Source organism: Nonomuraea sp. NPDC049695 (assembly GCF_040674955.1).
GTDB lineage: Bacteria > Actinomycetota > Actinomycetes > Streptosporangiales > Streptosporangiaceae > Nonomuraea > Nonomuraea helvata.
Genome location: NZ_JBFANV010000069.1, coordinates 1 through 19,690 on the forward strand (window position 1 = coordinate 1; position 19,690 = coordinate 19,690).

Annotated in this window: 15 protein-coding genes; 3 read left to right on the plus strand and 12 right to left on the minus strand. The window is 71.2% G+C overall.

Going from position 1 to position 19,690, the window contains the following annotated elements; all coding sequences use genetic code 11:
* The first annotated feature begins 162 nt into the window (after nt 1-162).
* From AB0J64_RS40875 to AB0J64_RS40885, 3 genes are all read left to right on the plus strand, one after another.
* Nucleotides 163-3,615, plus strand: a complete 3,453-nt coding sequence (locus tag AB0J64_RS40875; protein WP_364040084.1) for a LamG-like jellyroll fold domain-containing protein — start codon at nt 163-165, stop codon at nt 3,613-3,615.
* Nucleotides 3,616-3,786: 171 nt separating this feature from the next.
* On the plus strand, nt 3,787-4,920 hold the full coding sequence (locus AB0J64_RS40880; RefSeq protein ID WP_364040228.1) for a sensor histidine kinase: 1,134 nt from the start codon (nt 3,787-3,789) through the stop codon (nt 4,918-4,920).
* Nucleotides 4,921-4,929: 9 nt separating this feature from the next.
* Nucleotides 4,930-5,583: a response regulator transcription factor gene (locus AB0J64_RS40885; RefSeq protein ID WP_364040087.1), complete on the plus strand. Its 654-nt coding sequence runs from the start codon at nt 4,930-4,932 to the stop codon at nt 5,581-5,583.
* A gap of 73 nt (nt 5,584-5,656) precedes the next feature.
* On the opposite strand, the gene AB0J64_RS40890 is transcribed toward AB0J64_RS40885, so the two are convergent.
* From AB0J64_RS40890 to mraY, 12 genes are all read right to left on the minus strand, one after another.
* On the minus strand, nt 5,657-7,831 hold the full coding sequence (locus tag AB0J64_RS40890) for a hypothetical protein (protein WP_364040090.1): 2,175 nt from the start codon (nt 7,829-7,831) through the stop codon (nt 5,657-5,659).
* 42 nt (nt 7,832-7,873) lie between these two features.
* Nucleotides 7,874-8,752 (minus strand): DivIVA domain-containing protein, encoded by an 879-nt coding sequence (locus AB0J64_RS40895; protein WP_364040093.1) that lies wholly within the window; start codon nt 8,750-8,752, stop codon nt 7,874-7,876.
* A gap of 105 nt (nt 8,753-8,857) precedes the next feature.
* Nucleotides 8,858-9,145, minus strand: coding sequence for a YggT family protein (locus AB0J64_RS40900; protein ID WP_344985171.1), 288 nt, complete (start codon nt 9,143-9,145; stop codon nt 8,858-8,860).
* Nucleotides 9,146-9,225: 80 nt separating this feature from the next.
* Complete coding sequence (gene sepF / locus AB0J64_RS40905) at nt 9,226-9,726, minus strand: cell division protein SepF (protein WP_344985172.1); 501 nt, start codon at nt 9,724-9,726, stop codon at nt 9,226-9,228.
* 140 nt (nt 9,727-9,866) lie between these two features.
* Nucleotides 9,867-10,559 (minus strand): YggS family pyridoxal phosphate-dependent enzyme, encoded by a 693-nt coding sequence (locus AB0J64_RS40910; RefSeq protein ID WP_364040098.1) that lies wholly within the window; start codon nt 10,557-10,559, stop codon nt 9,867-9,869.
* Nucleotides 10,560-10,659: 100 nt separating this feature from the next.
* Nucleotides 10,660-12,159 carry a cell division protein FtsZ gene (gene ftsZ, locus AB0J64_RS40915; RefSeq protein ID WP_364040101.1) on the minus strand — a complete coding sequence of 500 codons (1,500 nt, stop codon included), beginning with the start codon at nt 12,157-12,159 and terminating at the stop codon, nt 10,660-10,662.
* 324 nt (nt 12,160-12,483) lie between these two features.
* The gene (locus AB0J64_RS40920; RefSeq protein ID WP_364040104.1) at nt 12,484-13,149 is read right to left on the minus strand and encodes an FtsQ-type POTRA domain-containing protein; all 666 of its coding nucleotides are present in this window, start codon (nt 13,147-13,149) and stop codon (nt 12,484-12,486) included.
* A gap of 136 nt (nt 13,150-13,285) precedes the next feature.
* A complete protein-coding gene (murC, locus tag AB0J64_RS40925) occupies nt 13,286-14,686 on the minus strand; it encodes a UDP-N-acetylmuramate--L-alanine ligase (RefSeq protein ID WP_364040107.1) in 1,401 nt (466 codons plus the stop codon).
* Nucleotides 14,683-15,759: an undecaprenyldiphospho-muramoylpentapeptide beta-N-acetylglucosaminyltransferase gene (gene murG / locus AB0J64_RS40930; RefSeq protein ID WP_364040110.1), complete on the minus strand. Its 1,077-nt coding sequence runs from the start codon at nt 15,757-15,759 to the stop codon at nt 14,683-14,685. The genes murC and murG overlap by 4 nt, the downstream gene beginning before the upstream one ends.
* A gap of 12 nt (nt 15,760-15,771) precedes the next feature.
* Complete coding sequence (gene ftsW / locus AB0J64_RS40935) at nt 15,772-17,046, minus strand: putative lipid II flippase FtsW (RefSeq protein ID WP_364040113.1); 1,275 nt, start codon at nt 17,044-17,046, stop codon at nt 15,772-15,774.
* Complete coding sequence (gene murD / locus AB0J64_RS40940) at nt 17,030-18,406, minus strand: UDP-N-acetylmuramoyl-L-alanine--D-glutamate ligase (protein ID WP_364040116.1); 1,377 nt, start codon at nt 18,404-18,406, stop codon at nt 17,030-17,032. The genes ftsW and murD overlap by 17 nt, the downstream gene beginning before the upstream one ends.
* On the minus strand, nt 18,403-19,464 hold the full coding sequence (gene mraY / locus AB0J64_RS40945; protein WP_364040119.1) for a phospho-N-acetylmuramoyl-pentapeptide-transferase: 1,062 nt from the start codon (nt 19,462-19,464) through the stop codon (nt 18,403-18,405). Before mraY ends, murD begins: the two co-directional genes overlap by 4 nt.
* Between the last annotated feature and the right edge of the window lie 226 nt (nt 19,465-19,690).

A 19,690-nucleotide genomic window follows, 5' to 3' on the forward strand; every position in this document is an offset into this window, starting at 1 on the left:
TTCCTATCCCCACCTTTGGGGCCAACGATCCCCGCCGGTAAATCGTAGCCGGCCTTCTGCCCTCCTTAGCCTTGTGGGCGGAGGGCGCGCGCCCGGTCCAGGGCGCTCGCCGCAGGAAACGACCCTCACCTGCGCAGCCAAGGAGAATGGAGAGCCACACCCATGCGAATGCCACCCGGTGCGAGTGCCCGGCGGCTCATGGCGACCGCCCTGGCCGTCTGCCTCGTCTCCATCGTGCCGGTGGGGACGAGCCCCGCGACGGCCGCGGAACCCGAGCCGCCCAAGGGGACCGCCGTCACCGAGGCGGAGGCGACGCGCGTGGCGCGCTCGTCGGGGCAGCCGGTGGAGGTGCTGGCGCTGCGCGGCGAGTCGCGCGAGGTGCGCGCCCTTCCTTCGGGCACCTTCGAGCTGGTCCAGCACCAGCGCCCGGTCCGCACCCGCAAGGACGGCGCGTGGACCCAGGTGAACCCTGAGCTGACCCGGCTGCCCGGAGGCGGTCTCGGGCCGATCGCCTCGACGGTGGACCTGCGCCTGTCCGAGGGCGGTTCGGGGCGGTTTGTGACCATGGGCCGGGCGGGACGGACGCTCAGCCTGTCCTGGCCGAAGCCCCTGCCCGCGCCGGTCGTGGAGGGAGATATGGCAACGTACCCCGAGGTGCTGCCCGGCGTGGACCTGAGCGTGCGCGCCGACGTCGACGGCTTCTCGCACCTTCTCGTGGTGAAGACGCCGGAGGCGGCGCGTAACCCCGCGCTGGCCCGGCTCAAACTGAGGACGGAGTCGCCCGACCTGAACCTGGCAGCCGACGCCGTCGGCGTGCTGCGCGCCACCGACAAGGCGACGGGCGGCGAGGTGTTCGAGGCGCCCGCGCCGCTGATGTGGGACTCCGGGCCGCCGGCCGTGGGCCTGCTGTCGGACGGCCAGGCGCGGGAGGCGGGACCCGCCGAGGGCTCCCGCGTCGAGCAGGTGGGCGTCGGCCTGGCGCGGGGCGAGCTGGCCCTCGTCCCCGACCGCGGCCTGCTGACCGACCCCGGCACCCGCTTCCCCGTCTACATCGATCCGGTGTGGAAGACGGTGGACGACGCGGCGAGGCTGATGGTCTCCAGCGGCTACCCCACCACGACGTACTACAACTGGTCGGGTACGCAGGGCGTGGGCCTGTGCGACGTCCAGTTCGACGGGGCCTGCGTCAAGGACCAGAAGAAGCGGCTCTTCTTCCGCATGCCGATCGGTGCGATCGCCGGCAAGCTCGTGATCTCCGCGGAGTTCATCGCCTACGAGACGCACGCCTACAACTGCTCCAACCCCACGTCGGTCCAGCTCTGGCACGCCAGCGGCTTCGGCTCCAGCTCGACCTGGAACAGCACCGACGACAACTGGATCAAACATCTCGCCTCGCGTGACGTGGCCTACTGCTCCCGCACGCCGGTCGAGTTCGGCGGGAGCGCCCTGACCGACGCCGTGAAGGCCGCGGTGAGCAACAAGGACGCCAATATCAACTTCGGGCTGCGCGCCTACTCCGAATCGACGATGGCCTGGTGGAAACGCTTCGCCTCGGACGCCGACCTGCGCATCGAGTACAACACCCCGCCACCGCAGCCGCTGATGAAGAACCTGTCCATGAGCCCCGGCGGGCCGTGCGTCTACTCCTCGCCGCCCACGGTCAACCGGCCGCCCACCCTGTACGCCGTCCTGACCGACCCCGACTCGGGATCGGCGGCCAAGCTGCAGGCGCAGTTCCGCATCCTCTGGGACAACAACACCGGGATCTGGACCGCGCCGCTGACGGCGGCCAAGACGACCGGTTCGACCTTCCAGGTGACCGCGCCCACGACCATCCCGCAGAACAAGACGCTGAGCTGGATCGTGCGCACCTGGGACGGCTACCAGTGGAGCCCGTGGAGCTCGGCGGGCGACGCGACGGGCTGCTACTTCTCCTACGACGCGAGCGCCCCGCCGGCGCCGTCGCTGACCTCGTCCGACTATCCGCCGTCCAACCCCGACAACCCCGACGACCCGTGGTACGACGGCGTGGGCCGCTACGGCTCCTTCACCATCAGCACCACGAAGAGCGACGTGAACCGCTACTGGGTCGGGATCAACGCCACGCCCACGTCGGCGGGCGAATACCGCCCCGCCACCCCCGGCGGCCCGGTCACCGTCAAGGTGGCGCCGACCAGGGCAGGCGTGAACTTCCTCTACGTCAAGGCGCTCGACGCCGCGGGCAACGCCAGCGCGCCCACCACGTACATGTTCCGCGTCAGCGCCGGCGCCGCCCCACGGGCGCACTGGACGCTGGACGAGCCCGCCGGGTCCACCTCGCTGTCGGCCACCGTCCGAGCGGGCACCGCCGCGGTCTCCACGCACGTCTCCGGCGGCGTGACGCTGGGCGTGGACGGCCAGGTGAGCACCGCGATGCGCGGCGACGGCACGACGGGGTACGCGGAGACGTCCGGGCCGGTCATCGACACCTCCAAGACGTACTCGGTGGGCGCCTGGGTCAAGCTCGCGCACACCAACGGCTTCGCCACCGTCGTCAACCAGGACGGCAACGTGGTCAGCGGCTTCTACCTGCAGTACGTCCAGGACGACAACCGATGGTCGTTCAGCCTGAGCAACGCCGACGCGGTGCAGGGCGGCGTACGGGTGCTCTCCACAGCGCCGCCTGAGGTCGGCGAGTGGACCCACCTGCTCGGCGTGTACGACGCGGTCGCCAAGACCGCTCGCCTGTACGTCAACGGGGTGCTGCAACAGGAGAAACCGTTCACCGCGACCTGGAACGCCACCGGCCCGATGGCCGTCGGCCGCGCCAAGCACAACGGCGCCAAAGTGGACTTCTTTCCCGGCGAGATCGACGACGTCCAGGTCTTCGACCGCCTGGTCAGCGCGGAGGAGGCCGCCGACCTGTTCACCCAGCACCCCGTGCTCACCGGCCGCTGGACGCTCAACACCGACGGAAAGGACGGAACCGGCCACGGCCGCAACCTCACGACGGGCGGCGAGGCCCATGTGGATCAGGCGGCGGGTTGGCTGGGCTCACCGCCGGGCGCCCTGGTCCTGGACGGAGCCGGCGACTACGCCGCCACGGAGGGTCCCGTGGTCTCCACCAGCCGGAGCTTCACCGTCGCAGGCTGGGTGACCGCCGCGGGCAGGCCCACCGCCCGCTCGGCCGTCTTCTCCCAGGCGGGCAACACCAACAGCGGATTCACCGTACGCTATGACCCCTCCGCCGCGGGTGGCGTGGGCGGCTGGCAGGTGGAGATGCCGGACTCCGACGCCTCGGGCGCGCTGGCGCAGCGCGCGGAGAACCCCGCCTACCAGAGCCAGCTTGACTGGGACCACGTGGCCATCGTCTACGACTCCTTCGCCGACGTCCTGCGCTTGTACGTCAACGGCTGGCTCGAGGAGACCGAGGAGCGGGTCTCGGCCCGCTGGCACACGATCGGCTTCGACGCCACCGGCCCGTTCCAGCTGGGCCGTTCGAAGACGGCGGGCGCGTGGGGCGAGTTCTGGCCAGGAGCGATCGACGACGTGTGGGCCTTCTCCGGGGTGCTCAGCCAGGAGCAGATCCAGATCCTCGCGGGTTACACGGAGCTCCCGTCCGGCTCTCCGTTCTGATCCCGGCGCAAGTGACCGCCCTCGGGTCCTCGCCCTGGGGCGGTCCACGGCTCAACCTCAGGGGTACAACCCGGGGTTGATGCGCGGCCGCCCCACCCGGGGTTAGCGTGATGGATGTTCTTCACCGGCTCGTCGCCGTTGCAGCGCCTGTCCAGGATCCCTCCCTTGGTCGTGGACGGTGCGATGGCGGCATCCCTGGTCGTGGGCACCTGGTTGTGGGACTGGTACGGGCCTGACATGGGCAGGCCGTCCGACCTGACCGCGATGGCGCTGACGTTGCTGTCCAACGGGCCGCTGGTGCTGCGCAGGCGGGCGCCGATGACCGTCGCGACCATCTGCGCGGCCACGTCGCTGGTCTACCACTGCCTGGGATACCACGTGGGCCTCAACAACATCGCCCTCCTGCTGATGCTCTACACGGTGGCCGTACACCGTTCGTGGCAGGCGACGGCGGCGGCCAGTGTGATGGCGGTGACAGCGTGGACGCACGGCTCGGCGCTCCAGCCGGGCGTCGCCATCGTCTCGGCGCTGGCATCGGCGCTCCTCCTGGCGGTCTGCGCGGTGGGCGCGGGCCTCGGCGCCCGCCTGCTCGCCCAGCGCACCCGGCAGCTCGCCGCCCTGGCCCGGCAGTTGCAGGACGAGCAGGAGGCCGCCGCCCGCCGCGCCGTCACCGGCGAACGCGTGAAGATCGCCCGCGAGCTGCACGACATCGTCGCCCACCACATGTCCGTGGTCTCGGTCCAGGCCGGCCTGGGCCGCTTCGTGGCGCTGTCCGATCCCCCCACGGCGCTCGCGACGCTCGAAGTGATCTTAGAGACCAGCCACGAAGCGCTGAACGAGATGCGGCGCCTGCTGTCGATCCTGCGCATCGAGGCCGACGACGAGGACGGCGCGCTCTACACCACCGCCCCCGAGGTGCGGGATCTGGACGCACTGGCGGAGCGCATGCGCGTGGCGGGGCTGCCCGTCGAGGTCGTCGTCGAAGGCACGGTACGTACGCTGCCGCCCGGCCTCAACCTGTGCGCGTACCGCATCGTCCAGGAGTCGCTGACGAACGTGCTCAAGCACGCAGGTTCCGCCCCCACCCGGGTCCGCATCACCTACGATCCTGCGTCCATCACGGTGTGTGTCACCAACGACGGCCCCGCCGCCGCGCCGCCCCGGCAACCGGGTGGACACGGGTTGATCGGCATGACTGAACGTGTCAAGCTCTACCGGGGAACGATCATCACACGTCGACTCCCGGACGGCGGGTTCGAGGTGCTCGCGACCCTCCCGCTGTCCCCATACGACGAGGTCGAGTGAACCAACCCGATGATCAGCGTGCTCGTGGTCGATGATCAGGTGCTCATCCGCGCCGGCCTGGCCGCGCTCCTGCGGGTGGCGGGCCTGCACGTGCTGGGCGAGGCCACCGATGGCGAGGAGGCCGTCCGTCTGGCCGCCTCCCTCAGGCCCGACGTGATCCTCATGGACATCCGCATGCCGGGCATGAGCGGCCTTCGCGCCACCGAGCTCATCCTCGCCGCCGAGCCGCCTGTGCCCAAGATCCTCATCCTGACCACGTTCGACCTGGACGAGTATGTCTACGGCGCGTTACGGCTGGGCGCGAGCGGCTTCCTGCTCAAGGACACCCCGCCCCAGCGGCTCATCGCCGCCATCCACACCGTCGCCGCCGGCGACGTCCTGCTCTCGCCCACGGCCACCAAGCGGTTGATCGAGGCGTTCACCGACCCGCCGACGACCTCGCTCCTTCCCGAGCTGGACCGCCTGACCACGCGCGAGACCGAGGTGCTGCGCCTGGTCGGCCGGGCCCTGACCAACAGGGAGATCGCCGAACGGCTGTCGGTCAGCGAGGGCACCGTCAAGACGCACCTCAACAGGGTCATGAGCAAACTGGGGCTGCGGAGCCGCGCCCAGGTGGTGGTCCTGTCCTACAACGCCGGCCTGGTGAAACCGTCCGTCCAGTGACGGGGTCGGCCGGCGAGCCAGTCGCAGACCAGCGCGACGCTGCCGAGACCCACGCAGGGCCCGGACACCGCCCTCAGCTCACCGTCTCGTGGTCGTGCTGGCAGACCGAGCAACTGGTCAGCCCTGCCGCCTCCGCCGCGGCCAGCGTCATCGTCTCCACGCCGGTCTCCCCCGCGCCCCTGATCAACGGGCAGGCGGTGCTGTGGTAGCGACGGGTGCCGACGATGACCTTCACCATCTCAGGGCGCCCGCCCTTGCCTTCGGGGCCGGGGCCCGCAGGATCGGTGGGCTCGTCACCGCCGTTGGCGGATCCGGCGGCCTCGGCCTTGGAGGCACCGGTCTTGGAGGCACCGGTCTTGGACGCGGCCGAGCCGCCCGTCTGCGGCGCACCCGAGGCACCCGTCTTCGGACCTGACTGCGGCGCAGCGGGGGCGCCCGTCTTGGGAGCGCCCGAAGCACCTGACTGCGGCGCAGCGGGGGCGCCCGTCTTGGACCCGGCCGAACCACCGGTCCGGCGTGCGGCCTGGTCAGCCGCCTTGGAAGTGGCCGAACCACTCGACTGGGGCGCACCCGCCTTGGGCGCGGCCGAAGCACCCGTCGTAGGAGCGGGCGAGGCACCGGCCTTGGGCGCCGGGCCGCTCTCCGCTCCTCCGGACGGCTCACCCTTGCCGCCGCCGGCACCGGGCGTGTCGTCCCCCTTGGGGGCGGGCGGCTTGGCAGGAGTGGCCTTGGGAGCGCCCGTGGTGGGCCGCTCGGGGCCGGTCTTCCCCGCCACCGCCGGCTTGGCGGCAGCGCCCGTGCCGGAAGGGGGTCCCTCCGGTGATCTGGCGGCCGCGCCGGGGCCGGGAGGAAGAGGACCCTTGGGCTTGGCCTCCGATTCGGCCGAGGACGCGGGCCTCTCGGGCGCCACCGCGCTCTCCCCCGCCGAAACAGGCGTCTTGGCGGCCCCAGAAGGGCGCTGTGACGGCCCGGTAGCCGCAGCCTGGGCACCTGGACGGGGCGGCGCCGCCGAAGAGGGCACACGCGGCTGCGGCGCCGTGGCGGGACCCATGGAGTCGTCGTCCTCATCGGCCGCAGCCGAGGACTCTCCGGGCCTGGCGCCGGACGGCCTCGACGCGCTCGACGACTGTGCCGGCTTGGCGCCCGACGGCCCGGACGCGCTCGAGGGCTGCCCCGGCTTCGTCCCGGAGGGCCGGGGTGCGGCGGTGGATTGGCCGGGCTTGGTCTCAGGCTGCTCGGGCGTCCCGGCCCGCTGCGACGGCTTGCCCGAAGCAGGAGCCCCAGTCTTGCCCGGAGCAGGAGCTCCAGTCTTGCCCTGAGCGGACGCGCTCGGAGTGGACTCACCCGTGGCATGCGATCCGGTGGAGGCCCCGCTCGAGGCACCCTTGGCAGGGGCGCCCGACGAGGGTCGGGGCGGCGTCCGGGCGGGCCCGCGCGTGGCGGCCGGCGGCCGGAGGTAAGAAGTCTGCTTGTCCGCCTGATCGTCGTCGGATTCGGCGGCGGCGGAGGGGCGGCCGAACCACCCGGTGGCACCTTCCTCGTCGGAGGCGGCGGGCTCCGGGGTGGGGGTGGAAGCCTTCGTACCGGGCTTCGGCGGTGCGACCGGCGGACGTACGTCGCGGGTCTCCGCGGAGTCTTCCGCCCGGCTCTCCGCCTTGGCGGCGGGGCCGGGTGCGACGACGGGCTCGGGGCCGGCGGCAGGCGGCAGCTGCCGTCCGCCGAGCGCTGCGTCGGGCAGGCACGCCGTGCAGGGCGTGAAGCCCTCCTCGCGTGCCTCTTCGTACGTGAGCTCCTCGCTGTCCCGGCCGCTCAACTGCCGGCAGCCGGACACGTGGTAGCGCTTGCGTCCGGGGATCACCAGCACGATCGCATCCGGCGAGATGCCGCCGGCCGCGGGGCGGCGCGGAGCGGCGGGAACGGTCGCCGTCCGCTGGGGCGCCTGCGGATGCGGTTGGGGTCGCGGTGGCTGCGGGTGAACCGTGGGGCCGGTCTGGGGGACCGTAGGACCGGTCTGGGTGTACGGCATCCCCGGCGGCATGAGCCCTTTCGGTGGGGTGGCCGGCGCAGCGGCCTGCCCACCACCGGGAAAAAGCTCGTTTCGCCGAAGGAACGCCCCGATCACGAGGAACAGCGCGGACAGCACGCTGACCACGATGGACCACATGATCAGGAACGGCTTAGCCAGTACGAAGCCCGCGATCAGCAGCACGACCGCCGCGAGCACCAAACCAGCACTGATAAGGATCACAGGGGAGCTCTTTCGAGTGACAGGTCCTAGTGACCCGTTACTTTACCGGCGGTCGTTGTGGGGACCGTCACCGCCGGGAAAGGCGCCCTGGGGAGCCTCGCCGCCGAACGGGCTGGGACCACCGGGAAGAGGCTGCTGGCCACCCTGCGACACCGCGTGCGACATGGCGGGAGCCTGACCCTGCGGACCACCGGACATGACCGGGAACCCACCGCTGCCCTCGGCCGCGACGTTGAGCTCGGCGAGCTGGTTCTCCAGGTAGAGCTTGAGCCTGCTGCGGTATTCGCGCTCGAAGCTGCGCAGCTCCTCGACCTTGCGCTCGAGCTCGTCGCGGGTCTGCACCAGCGAGCCCATCGCCTGGCGGTGGCGCTCCTGCGCGTCGCGCTCGAGCGTCTCGGCGCGGGCACGGGCGTCGCCGATGACCTGCTCGGCCTGGCGGCGCGCCTTGGTGAGGATGTCGTCGGCCTCGCGCCTGGCGCGGGTGACCGTCTCGTCCGCCTCCCGGCGGGCGTCGGAGATCGCCTGGTCGGCGGTCTGCTGGGCGAGCGCGAGCACGCGGGCCGCGGTGTCCATGTTGTCCTCGGCGGGAGGCATGTTCATGGCCACGGGGACGGGCTGCTGCACCGGCTGCGGCTCGGGGGCCCGCATGGGCTCGGGCTGCGGCGGGGGCGGCGCCATCATCTCGGGCTTGGGCTGCTCCTGGACCGGGGCGGAGGCCATGGGCATGTTCATGCCGCCCGGCACCTTCCCGCGCAGGCACTCGGCCAGCTTCGCACGGAGCTCTTCGTTCTCTTGGATCAGACGGTCGAGCTCGGCCTCTACCTCATCAAGGAAGGCGTCGACCTCTTCCTCGTCGTAGCCCGGCCGCAGCCGGGTGGTACTGAACTGCTTGTTCCGCACATCAGCGGGCGTCAGCGGCATTTTTTGGTCTCCTTGGCGCGCTTGGAGTCTGTCCGGAGGGACGGTAACCCGAATCACTTCAGCGCGGACACGAGTTGGATCACGACCGGCGCGACACCGGCCCGGTCATCGCAGCAATCCCGCCAGCTGGATCAGGATCAGCACGACGATGAACAGGACAGTGAAGCTTAGGTCAAAGGCCACCGTACCCAACCGGAGCGGAGGAATGAAACGGCGGAGGAACTTGAGAGGTGGGTCGGTTGCGGTGTAGGTGGCCTCGGCCAGTACCAGGATGACACCCGAAGGGCGCCACTGGCGGGCGAAGGCCTGTACCGTCTCGAAGATCATCCTGCCGATGAGCAGCACCAGATAGAGAGACAGGACTACGACCAAGATCTGACTTACGATCCCCACGGCCTGGCCGCGCCTCCACTTCTGATGTGCCCTCCCGGCCTCGGCGAGGCCTGGTTGGGTTCGATAGACATACAGAGACTCTAACTCTGGTTGAAGAACCCGCGTTCCGCGATTCGGGCCTTGTCCTCGGCGGTCACCTCGACATTGGCAGGGGACAACAGGAACACCTTGTTGGTAACACGTTCAATGCTGCCATGTAGTCCAAAGACCAGACCTGCCGCGAAATCGACCAGTCGCTTGGCGTCGCTGTCAACCATCTCGGTCAAGTTCATGATGACCGGGGTGCCGTCGCGGAAGTGCTCGCCGATGGTGCGTGCCTCGTTGTACGTCCGCGGGTGGAGGGTCGTGATGCGGGCCAGATCGGTCGTACGGCGCTCCAGGACGGCCGCGGCGGGTCTCGGCGCGGGGACCCCCGCGTCGACCTCGTCGTCGCGCTCCTGGACCGCCACGGGACGCTCCTCGCCGGTGCGCTGCACCTCGTCCTCGTAGGCGTACTCGTCCGTGTACGTCTCATATCTCTCGTAGCGGTCGTCCTCCACGAGACCGAGGTAGACCGCCATCTTGCGCATCGCGCCGGCCATCGCTGCGTCGTCCTCCTGCTCCTGGTCGCACTCGCTCGGGGTCCGTCGCCGGCGCCCGAGGCGGTAGCCGTACCCCCTTGGAGCTCACCGCTGATCGACCTCTACTTGGTCGTGGGCCTGGAGACCCACTTGAGGGGACATTACCTGACGAAGGGCTTGCGACGGCCGAGCAACGCCGTACCGACGCGCACGTGTGTCGCGCCGTACGCGATGGCTTCCGTGAGGTCTTCGCTCATTCCGGCCGAAATCATCGTCGCGCGCGGGTGCTGCTCCTCAAGACGCGTGGCCACCTCGCGCAGCCGGGCGAACGCCTTGGCGGGCTCCTCGTGCAGCGGCGCCACCGCCATGACGCCGCCGAGCCACACGCCCTCGGTCAGAGCCACCTCGTCGGCCAGCTCGAGCACGTCGGCGGGCCGGGCACCGCCCCTGGAGGGGTCGTCGTCGAGCGCGACCTGGATGAGGCAGCCGATCCTGCGGCCCTGGCGGACCGCCTCCTTGCTGATCGCCTCCACCAGCCGAAGGCGGTCCACCGAGTGGATCACGTCGGCGTACGAGACGACGGAGCGGACCTTGTTCGTCTGGAGCTGGCCGACGAAGTGCCAGGTCAGCGACAGCTCGGCGAGCTCCTCCGCCTTGGGCGCGGCCTCCTGGTCGCGGTTCTCGCCGATGTCGCGCACGCCCAGCTCCGCCAGGATCCGCACGTCCTCGGCCGGACGGGTCTTGGTGACGGCGATCAGCGTGACCTCGCCGCGGTCGCGCCCCACCGCGCGACAGGCCGCCGCGATGCGCGCGTCGACCTCGGCGAGCCCGGCCGCGATCTCGTCCCTTCTCACGTGAGTCTCCCTTTCGCTGCAGACCGGCCCAGGGTACGCGCTCGCGTACACGACGGCGCCGCTCCCGGATCCTGCCGGGGAGCGGCGTCAGGCGGCCGGGCTATTTGAGGAAGTCGGGGACGTCGAGCTCCTCCTCCTGCTCCTCGAAGATCACCCTGGGACGTTTGGCGGGCTCCGACATGCGGGAGGTGATGGGCGTGGGCGGGTTGGCGGGCTCGGGCGTGGGCCGAGGGATCGAGACGGGGCCGGACGGCTCCTCGGCGGCGGGCTCGGCGTCCGCGGGCTCGGGGAGCTGCACCGACTCCACCGGCCGCACCGGCTCGGGACGCGGCGGCTCCGGACGGGCCTCGGGGCGCGGCTCGGGCCTGAACTCGGCGCGCGGCTCCGGACGGGGCTCAGGACGCGGCTCGGGCCTGAACTCGGCGCGCGGTTCCGGACGGGGCTCGGCGCGGAAGTCGGAGCGCGGCTCGGACCTGAAGTCGCCGCGCGGCTCCGGACGCACCTCAGCGCGCGGCTCAGAGCGCAGCGGAGGCTGCTCCGACTTCACGCTGGGGGACGCGACGCTCGGCCGCGCAGGAGCCGACGGAGGCGGCGCGGCGGGCTGCGCGGCGGGACGGCTGACCGGACGGGGCAGCGGCTTCTCCACCGGCGGCGGCACGTCGTCGAAGCCGGCCGCGATCACCGTCACGCGCACCTCGTCGCCGAGCGCGTCGTCGATGACCGTACCGAAGATGATGTTGGCGTCGGGCGCGGCCGCCATGGACACCAGCTGCGCGGCCTCGTTGATCTCGAACAGGCCCAGGTCGGAGCCGCCCGCGATCGACAGCAGCACGCCGTGGGCGCCGTCGATGCTGGCCTCCAGCAGCGGGCTGGAGACGGCCATCTCGGCCGCCGCCACCGAGCGGTCGTCGCCGCGGGCGTGGCCGATGCCCATGAGCGCCGAGCCGGCGCCCGACATGACCGACTTGACGTCGGCGAAGTCGAGGTTGATCAGACCAGGAGTGGTGATGAGGTCGGTGATGCCCTGGACACCCGAGAGCAGCACCTGGTCGGCCGCCTTGAACGCGTCGAGCACGCTCACCTGCCGGTCGGAGATCGACAGCAGACGGTCGTTGGGGATCACGATCAAGGTGTCGACCTCGTCGCGCAGCGTCTCGATGCCGGCTTCGGCCTGCATGGCCCTGCGCCGCCCCTCGAAGCTGAACGGCCTGGTCACGACGCCGATGGTGAGCGCCCCGAGCGACCGGGCGATGTTGGCCACGACGGGCGCGCCGCCCGTGCCGGTGCCACCGCCCTCGCCGGCCGTGACGAAGACCATGTCGGCCCCCTTGAGGACCTCCTCGATCTCCTCACGGTGGTCCTCGGCCGCCTTGCGCCCCACGTCGGGGTTGGCGCCGGCGCCCAGTCCGCGCGTGAGCTCACGGCCCACGTCGAGTTTCACATCGGCGTCACTCATCAGCAGCGCCTGGGCGTCGGTGTTGATGGCTATGAACTCGACGCCCTTGAGTCCCTCCTCGATCATCCGGTTGACGGCGTTGACTCCGCCGCCGCCGATGCCGACGACCTTGATGACCGCGAGGTAGTTCTGCGGTGCTGCCACGACGAGGGGCCTTTCCGCTCGTTGACTTGCCATTTCGGTGCGGATTGTCTCCGCTTTTTCTCACTTCGGGTAACTCTCAACCTCAGGTTGAGATTTAGATTTATGTCAACCTGAGGATTGATACGGACAGTAGGAGTCCCCTGCCTGGCGGGTCAACTAACCGCGCCGCAAGCACGTCCGGCGTGTCGCGGGCTGTCCGTTTCGCTCCGAAGTCGCGCCTGGTCGGGGGCTCCTGCGCCCGACGTACGACTTAAGGCTCTCACGCCATGACCCCCACCTCGCACAAGCTCGGCCATGCCTTGCCGCGGACTTGCCCACTCTTGATCACTTCAGCGTCACGACATCCGGAGAGCTGACGTCGTACACCGTGGCTTTCTCACGTTTGAGCAGGGAAGTGAGGATGCGGCCCTTCTCCTCGGACCGGTCGGCGCCACCCCAGATGACGGTGCGCCCGTCGGACAGCTTCAAGGTCACCCCTTCGGCCGTCCCGGCGCGTACTTCCCTCACCTTGGGCGCCACTTCGCCGGGGACCGCCTGGATGACCTGGAGCGCCGCCATCGTGGCCGGGTCGCCCACCGCGGGCGTGTCGACCTTGAGCACCGGCAGCATGAAAGGCGCCGCGGACTTGACCTCGATCACCACGCCCTGCTTGTCGACGACCGCGAACTTGCCGCCCGCCGGGATCGCGGCGACGGGCTCGCGTTCGACCACCTCGATCTTGAGCGTGCCCGGCCAGATCCGGTCCACCTTGGCGCCGGCGAGCTGTCTGATGCCCAGGACGCGGTTCTGGACGTCGGCGAGGTCCACGGTGGCGAGGGGATGCAGATCGGCCACGCCGGCCTGCTGCTTGATGCGCTCGCTGGGCACTGTGAGATTTCCCACGATCTCTATCGAGCGCACTCCCAGGACGGGCGAGAAGAACACCAGCCAGGCGGCCGAGCCCACCACTCCCGCCGTGAGCAGCACCAGGAACGCCGTACGTGCCTTCATCGCCCTCCCCATGCCGGCCCCTGCGCGTCGGCACAGAACCTACGCCGACGCGCGCCATAACACCGCACGCCACGCCCAACGGGACGGGACACCGCGATCGCCTCTTCAGGTGCCTTTCTCCCCGAGGGCCCCGCCGTCAGGAGGAAAGGCGGGCCACGATCTGCGGCCCGAGCTCCGTGACGTCGCCCGCGCCCATGGTGAGCACGATGTCGCCGGGCCGCGCCCGTTCGGCCACCAACGCGGGCACCGTGGCCCGGTCGGGTGCGTACGCGACCCGCTCGGGAGGCAGCGGCACCCGCCCGGCCACCATCGCCCCCGAGACCCCCGGCTCGGGGTCCTCGCGGGCCCCGTAGACGTCGAGCACGATGGCCTCGTCGGCCAGCCCGAGCGCCGCGCCGAACTCGTCGGCGAAGAAGCGGGTGCGCGAGTAGAGGTGCGGCTGGAAGACCGCGATGACCCGGCCGTCGCCGGAGTAGGAGGCGACCACGTCGCGGGCGGCCTTCAGGTCGGCGACCAGCTCTGTCGGGTGGTGCGCGTAGCTGTCGAACACCGCGATGCCGCCGGCCTCCCCCTTGGCCTCGAAGCGCCGCTTGGCCCCCGTGAAGGCGCCGAGGCCCTGCCTGATCTCCTCGAACGGCAGCCCCAGCTCGTCGGCCACGGCGATCACCGCGGTGGCGTTGAGCGCGTTGTGCGCGCCGGGCACGGCCAGCCGCACGTCGCCCCGGCCCTCGATGTCGAAGACCGTGCCGAACCCGTCCGGCCTGATCCCGCTCACGCGGTAGTCCTCGCCCTGGACGCCGTACGTCTTGACCCGCAGCCCCCGCTCGCGCGCCCGGCGGGCCAGCTCCGTCGCGCCCGGGTCGTCGGCGCAGGTGATGAGCAGCGAGCCGACCCGGTCGGCGAACCTGGCGAAGCTGTCGTGCACGGCCCGCGGGTCGCCGTAGTTGTCGAGGTGGTCGGCCTCGACGTTGGTCACCACGGCGATGTCGGGCGCCAGCATGAGGAACGAGCCGTCGCTCTCGTCGGCCTCGGCCACGAACACCTGCCCCTGGCCGTCGTCGGCGCCGAGCCCGGTGGTGACGAGCTGGCCGCCCACGCAGTAGGACGGGTCGGCCCCGCACTTCTGCAGCGCCACGGTCAGCATCGAGGTGGTGGTCGTCTTGCCGTGGGTGCCCGCGATGGCCACCGCGGTGCGCCCGGCCATGACGGAGGCCAGCGCGGCGGCCCGCGGGATGATCCGCACCCCCTGCTTGAGCGCCTCGCCCAGCTCGGGGTTGGAGTCGCGGATGGCGGTCGAGACGACCACGGTGTCGACGTCTTTCACGTGCGAGGCGGCATGGCCGATGTGGATGGTGGCGCCCAGCTCGCGCAGCTCGGTGATCAGCTCGGAGCTGCGCGCGTCGCTGCCCGATACCCGAACGCCGCGTTTGAGCAGGATGCGGGCGATGCCCGACATTCCCGCGCCGCCGATGCCGATGAAGTGCACCCGCCCCAGGTCCGCTACGGCGACGGGATCGACCAGCTTGACGAGACTCATCGGGCTATCTCCAACACTTTCCTGGCGAGCATGATATCGGCGTCCTTGCGTCCCAGTCTGGACGCCGCCTCGGACATGGCGGCGACCCGCTCGGGGTCGCGGAGGATGGGGAGCACGTTGTGGATGATCCATTCGGGTGACAGGCCGGCGTCGTCGACCATCAGGCCGCCGCCGCCCTGGACGATGCGTCCGGCGTTGATGGCCTGTTCGCCGTTGCCGTGCGGCAGCGGCACGTACGCGGCGGGCAGCCCGACCGCGGTCAGCTCCGCGCACGTCAGCGCGCCCGCGCGGCAGAGCACGAAGTCGGCGGCCGCGTAGGCGAGGTCCATGCGGTCGACGTAGGGCAGCAGCACGTACTGCGGGTCGCCCGGCGGGGGCTCGTGGCTGACGGTGTTGTTCGGGCCGAGCACGTGGAGCACCTGCACCCCCGCCCTGCGCAGCACGGGGGCGGCGCCGAGCGCGGCCTCGTTGAGCGACCTGGCCCCCTGGGAGCCGCCGAACACCAGCAGCGTCGGCCGGTCGTTCTCCAGCCCGAACCAGGAGCGCGCCTTGTCGCCCATGGACAGCCGGTCGAGGTTGACGATCTCGCGGCGGATCGGGGTGCCGAGGTATTCGGCCTTGGGCAGCGTGGTGTCGGGGAAGCCGGTGAAGACGTGGTCGGTGAGCCGGGCGCCGAGCCGGTTGGCCAGCCCCGGGCGGGGATTGGACTCGTGCACGACGATCGGCAGGCCGCGCCGCTTGGCCGCCAGGTAGGCGGGGGTCGCGACGTAGCCGCCGAAGCCGACGAGGATGTCGGCCTGGACGCGGTCGAGTATGGCGGCCGCCGCGTTGATCGCCCCCGCCAGCCTCCCCGGCACGGTGAGCAGGCTCGGGGTGATCGCCCTTGGCAGCGGCACGGCCGGCACCAGCTCCAGCTCGTAGCCCCTGGCGGGGACGAGTCTTGTCTCCAGGCCGCGTTCGGTGCCCATGCAGGTGATGCCGACGCCCTGGTCAAGATGGCGCAGCGCGTCCGCAAGGGCCAGCGCGGGCTCGATGTGCCCGGCCGTCCCCCCACCGGCGAGGACCACCCTCATCTCGGTCACTCCCTAACGTGTCGCTCGGCCTCTGGTCTTACCCCCCAGGCCAAGCCAGCTTAGAGCCCGGGCGGTCGGTCCGGGGCCACGAGCAGCCAAGGCCTCTCGCGCGCCTGGCTCGCGTTTGGCGAACGACAGCAGCATGCCGAGCGCGGCGAGCGTGGGCAGCAGCGAGGAGCCGCCGTACGAGACCAGCGGCAGGGGGATGCCGGTGATCGGCAGCACGCCGAGCACGGCGCCCATGTTGACGGTCGCCTGGCCGACGATCCAGGCCACCATGGCGGCGGCGGCGAGCCTGGTGAAGGCGTCGTTGACGCGGACGGCGACCCGCAGCCCCGCGTAGCCGAGCATCCCGAACAGCGCCACCACCATCAGCGTGCCCATGAGCCCGAGCTCCTCGCCGAGGATGGCGAAGATGAAGTCGCTCTCGCCGTGCGGCAGCCAGCTCCACTTCTGCCGGCTCGCGCCGAGCCCGAGCCCGAACCAGCCGCCCGAGCCCATCGCGATCTGCCCCTGCACGGCCTGGTATCCGGCGTTCTGGGCGTCGGCCCACGGGTTCAGATAGGCCCCGATGCGGGCCATCCGGTACGGCTCCACCTTGATCATGATGACCGCGGCGAGCACCGCCAGCCCCATGATGCCGCCGAACAGCTTCACCGGCGCCCCTACCACCCACAGCAGCGCCAGGAAGATCATGAACAGCACCAGCGTGGTGCCCAGGTCGCGGCCGAGCATGACCATGACGGCCAGGATCGCGGTGCCGGGCATGAGCGGGATCAGCATCTGCCGCCACTCGATGCGGCCCTGCCGCGCCCGCCTGGCCAGCAGGTCGGCCCCCCACAGCACGAGCCCGAGCTTGGCCGGCTCGGACGGCTGGAGCGTGAACGGGCCGATGTAGATCCACCGCTGCGCGCCCAGCTCGGACGAGCCGATGAACAGCACCATGACCAGCGCCAGGATCGACAGCGCCATCATGGGGTAGCCCGCCCAGCGGAAGAACTTGACCGGCAGGCGCGAGCAGGCCCACATCACCGGCACGCCCACCGCGGCCGACAGCGACTGCTTGATGAACCACGTGAACGGGCTGCCGAACTTCTGCAGCGCCTCGACGCTGGAGGCCGACAGCACCATCATCAGGCCGAGCGCGAGCAGCAGCGCGCTGCACATGATGATCAGGTAGTACGTGGTCAGCGGCTTGTCGAGCAGCTCCTTCAGCGCGCCGAGCTGCTCGCGCGCCCAGCCGCCCGGCCCTTCGACGGCGCGCGGCTCCTCAGCGCTCGCGCTCACGTCGCAGCCTCAGCTCGCGTACGGCGCGGGCGAAGGCCTCCCCCCGCGCGGGATAGTTGGCGAACATGTCAAGGGAGGCCCCCGCCGGGGAGAGCAGCACGGTGTCCCCGGGCGAGGCCAGCCGGGCGGCTTCGGTGACGACTCTTTCCATCGCACCAGTGTCCCGATCGGCGATGTCCACGACGGGGACATTCGGCGCGTGTCGCGCGATGGCTTGCGCGATCGCCGCGCGATCCGCGCCCAGCAGCACCGCGCCGCGCAGCCTGGGGGCCGCCTGGCGCACCAGCTCGTCGACGTCGGCGCCCTTGAGCAGGCCGCCCGCCACCCACACGATCGACGGGTACGAGGCCAGCGCCGCGGCGGCGGCATGCGGATTCGTCGCCTTGGAGTCGTCGATGTAGTCGACCTCGCCGACCCGGTCGACGTGGGAGAGCCGGTGGGGGTCGGGCACGAAGTCCCGCAGGCCCTGGCGTACCGCCTCGGAGGGAACACCGAGGGAGCGGGCCAGAGCGGCGGCGGCCAGCGCGTTGGCCACGTTGTGCGGCGCGAAGGGGCGTACGTCCTCCAGCGTCGCCAGCTCCTCGGCCGCCTCCACGGGGTCGGCCACGAACGCCCGGTCGACCAGCAGGTCCTCCACCACGCCGATCTCCCCGCGCCTGGGCACCCGCAACGTGAACCCGACCGCTCCCGGATAGGGCGCGGCCAGCCTCGTGGCCTCAGGGTCGTCGGCGTTGTAGATCACGTGCTGGGCGCGCTCGTAGATGCGGCCCTTGGCGGCGGCGTACTCCTCCATGGAGCCGTGCCAGTCGAGGTGGTCGGGGGCCACGTTGAGGATGGCCGCGGCGTGCGGGGCCAGCGTGCTGGACCAGTGGAGCTGGAAGCTGGACAGCTCGACGGCCAGCGCGTCGTACGGCTCGGCGACCGCCCGCACGACGGGGACGCCCACGTTCCCGACGGCCAGGGCCTTGCGGCCGGCGGCGAGCAGGATCGAGGTGAGCATGCGCACGGCGGTGGTCTTGCCGTTGGTGCCGGTCAGCGCGAGCCACGGCGCCGCCTGCGCGGGCCGCAGCCGCCAGGCGAGCTCGACCTCCCCCACCACCTCGACGCCCGCCTCCAGCGCGGCGGCGATCAGCGGGTGGTGCGGCGCCCAGCCGGTGGTGACCAGCCGCGTCGCCCCCTCCGGGACCTCCATCGCCCCGAAGCGGGTCTCCACGCCCACCGCGGCCAGCTCGGCGGCCGCGGCGAGCTGCCGCTCGCCCTCCACCGCCTCCACGACCACGACCCGCTCGCCGCGCTCGGCCAGGACCCTGGCCACGGCGGTGCCGGAGACGCCGAGCCCGGCCACGCACGTCACGCTCATGGCCTCGGCATCCACTCGATGTAGAACAGCCCCAGCCCGAGAGCCGCGCAGAGCATCGCGATCAGCCAGAACCTGACCACGATGGTGGTCTCCGCCCAGCCCTTCAGCTCGAAGTGGTGCTGCAGCGGCGCCATCCTGAACACCCGTTTCCCGGTCATCTTGAACGATCCGACCTGGATGATGACCGACAGCGTGATGATCACACACAGGCCGGCGAGGATGATCAGCAGGAGCTGGGTGCGGGTGGCGATGGCCAGCCCGGCCAGCACGCCGCCCAGGGCCAGCGAGCCGGTGTCGCCCATGAAGATGCGGGCGGGCGGGGCGTTCCACCACAGGAACCCGATCAGCGCTCCCAGCACGGCCGCGGCCACCACGGCCAGGTCGAGCGGGTCACGCACCCAGTAGCAGTTGGGGCCGAGCTGGTCGATGCAGTTGTTGCGGAGCTGCCAGTTGCCGATCAGCACGTACGCCGCGAGCACGACGCCGGTCGCGCCGCTGGCCAGGCCGTCGAGACCGTCGGTGAGGTTCACCGCGTTGGAGAACCCGACGATCATGAAGAGCACCCAGATGGTGAACCCGACGATGCCGATCGACGGGGGGCCGAAGTCCCGGAGGAACGACAGCCGGGTCTCGGCGGGGGTGATGCCGTAGACGTTCGGCTGGCGGACCACCAGGAACGCGAAGACCGCGCCGATGACGAGCTGGCCGAGCGCCTTGGCGCCGCTGCGGAGGCCGAGGCTGCGCTGCTTGTAGATCTTGATGAAGTCGTCGAGGAACCCGACCGCGCCGAGCCCCGTCATCAGGAACAGCACCAGCATGCCCGACACGGTGGGCGCGGCGAAGGTGGCCAGGTGGGAGGCGCCGTAGGCGAGCAGCGAGGCCAGCACGAAGACGATGCCGCCCATCGTGGGGGTGCCCCGCTTGCCGAGGTGGGCCTGCACGCCCTCCTCGCGGATCTCCTGGCCGTAGCCGCGCCGCGAGAACAGCCTGATCGCCAGCGGGGTGCCCAGCATCGAGAGGATCAGGCCCACCGCACCGGCGATGATGATCTCGGTCACTGGGCGGCACCTCCGAGCAGCAGCTCGGCCGTCCGTTCCAGTCCCATGGCTCTCGGTCCCTTCACCAGCACCGCGTCACCCGGACGCAACCACCCGGCCAGCTCGGCCGCCGCGGCCTCGGCATCGGGCACGTGCACAATTCGCATCGTCTGCGCAGGATACGCGGCCCCCGCGCCGGGCGGCCCTCCGGTCGGGGGTCCCCCTACCGGCCCCCCTGCCACCACGG

Excerpts from the sequence above, each read along its gene's own strand:
- murG (WP_364040110.1), bottom strand. The coding sequence starts at position 15,759 with ATGAGGGTGGTCCTCGCCGGTGGGGGGACGGCCGGGCACATCGAGCCC.
- murD (WP_364040116.1), bottom strand. The coding sequence starts at position 18,406 with ATGAGCGTGACGTGCGTGGCCGGGCTCGGCGTCTCCGGCACCGCCGTG.
- murC (WP_364040107.1), bottom strand. The coding sequence starts at position 14,686 with ATGAGTCTCGTCAAGCTGGTCGATCCCGTCGCCGTAGCGGACCTGGGG.
- AB0J64_RS40885 (WP_364040087.1), top strand. The coding sequence starts at position 4,930 with ATGATCAGCGTGCTCGTGGTCGATGATCAGGTGCTCATCCGCGCCGGC.
- AB0J64_RS40895 (WP_364040093.1), bottom strand. The coding sequence starts at position 8,752 with ATGCCGCTGACGCCCGCTGATGTGCGGAACAAGCAGTTCAGTACCACC.
- AB0J64_RS40920 (WP_364040104.1), bottom strand. The coding sequence starts at position 13,149 with ATGAAGGCACGTACGGCGTTCCTGGTGCTGCTCACGGCGGGAGTGGTG.
- sepF (WP_344985172.1), bottom strand. The coding sequence starts at position 9,726 with ATGGCCGGCGCGATGCGCAAGATGGCGGTCTACCTCGGTCTCGTGGAG.
- AB0J64_RS40875 (WP_364040084.1), top strand. The coding sequence starts at position 163 with ATGCGAATGCCACCCGGTGCGAGTGCCCGGCGGCTCATGGCGACCGCC.